General features: G+C 63.8%; 1 protein-coding gene and 1 pseudogene. Both read right to left on the bottom strand.

Annotation, left to right across the window (positions count from 1 at the left end):
- A pseudogene (locus tag G113_RS20035) lies at positions 1-1,351 on the bottom strand (retention module-containing protein); the annotation flags it as partial.
- Between the two features lie 29 nt (positions 1,352-1,380).
- The coding region (locus tag G113_RS21935) for a hypothetical protein (protein WP_005914259.1) at positions 1,381-1,573 on the bottom strand (193 nt) is incomplete at its 5' end.

Raw genomic sequence — 1,573 nt, 5'->3', positions numbered from 1 at the left:
TGCTGGCGGTGATCACAGAGCCATCGCTGTCGGTCACCTGAACCGGCAGGGTCAGGTTGAGCTTGTCGTCGGCGCCATGATCCAGGTTGGTGTGCACCCTGACCTGGTAATCCAGGGTAGCCGAGCTGTGGGCCGCTATGCTGCCTGGCACGTTCGGCAGGGTCACGCTCAGCACCAGGGTGCCGCTCGCTGTGACCCCCTGGAAACTGTGACCCTTGCTGCCCGGCACCTCCTGCCAGGTCAGGGTCTCGCCATTGTGGGTGATGGCCTTGCCGCTGGCATCCAGCACCTGGCCAGAGAGGGTCAGGCGCACGTCCACCACGGGATCCGAATCCGCGGTGATGGTCAGGGTGCCGGTGGCCTGCTGGTCGTCCGCCGTCTGGTTGCTGCCAGCCCCATCGAAGCGCCCTTCATTCAGGGTCACCCCGGTGAGGCTGAGAGTCGGTTTGTCCCCTTCCGCAACGCTGATGTTGAGGGTGCCCGAGGTGGTGTCGTTGTTGCCAGCCCCCTTGTCGCTGTCGACGACGTTGACCTTGAACGGCAGCTCTGTGCTGCTGCCATTGGTCTGGTGTACCCCCTCAAACAGGGTCACCTTGTAGTCAAAATCGTTGCTGGCGGCGTTGTCGAGCTTGCCGCTGATCTCCACCTGCAGCACCTCGACCCGCACCCCGTTCACTTCCACATAGCCCTTGAGGATCTGGTTACCCGGGATGCTGGCATCGCCATCCACCAGTTCGTATTTCACGCTCTGGCCCAGGGCGGTCAGGGCCGGCTGCTCCGCGATATCGGCGAACGATACCTCGCTCACCCGATCCGAGCCTGCGTCCACGGTGAAGTGACCCGTGCCGGTCAGGGGGCTGCTGCCATCGAGGTTGCCCTCGTCCAGGCTCACCCCGCTGCCCGCCACGAAGCCCGGCGCATTGCCGTCCTTGATGGTCAGCGGCAACTGGGTCGAGACCCTGTCCCCGTCTTTGTCCGTGAGGGTGATGGCCAGGGGCAGGTCGAGGGACTCGCTGCCCTGGTGATCCAGCTCGCCGCTCAAGGTCACCTTGGCGGTGACGCTCCAGTTGCCGTTGTTGTCCACCAGATCCAGCTCGGCGCGCAGCACCTCGCGGCCATCCGCGCTGGTCCCCATCAGATCCCCGTTGGCATCCAGAGTGAAGGTCACCGGGCTGCCGTGGCTGCTGTATTTGCCGTCCAGGCTCTGCTGGATGGCGTTGATATCGAACCTGAGGCTGTCGGGCGCCAGGGCATCGGCACCGTGGTTCACGGTGAAGCTCATGTTGCCCACCACGGCGGCGTCGCCCTGATTGGCCTCGGTCAGGCTGGTGCCGGTCACTGCGCTGATCACTGGGTTGGCCCCATCGCCGATGGTGACGCTTAAAGAAGAGGAGACTTTGTCCCCATCACTGTCTGTGAGGGTGAAGCCCGCCTTGAGCAGGCTATCCCACTGCCCTGATCCAGCGGCTGGTCCAGGGTGAAGACGTAGTGACCTCTCTGATCAAGCGTGAGGGTAAAGACATTCTGGCCGTTGACGGCGCCACTGATGCTGTTGCCGCTGATGCTGATGACC

This window comes from Aeromonas molluscorum 848 (genome assembly GCF_000388115.1).
Lineage (GTDB): Bacteria > Pseudomonadota > Gammaproteobacteria > Enterobacterales > Aeromonadaceae > Aeromonas > Aeromonas molluscorum.
This window is presented reverse-complemented; position numbering and strand designations above follow the sequence as displayed.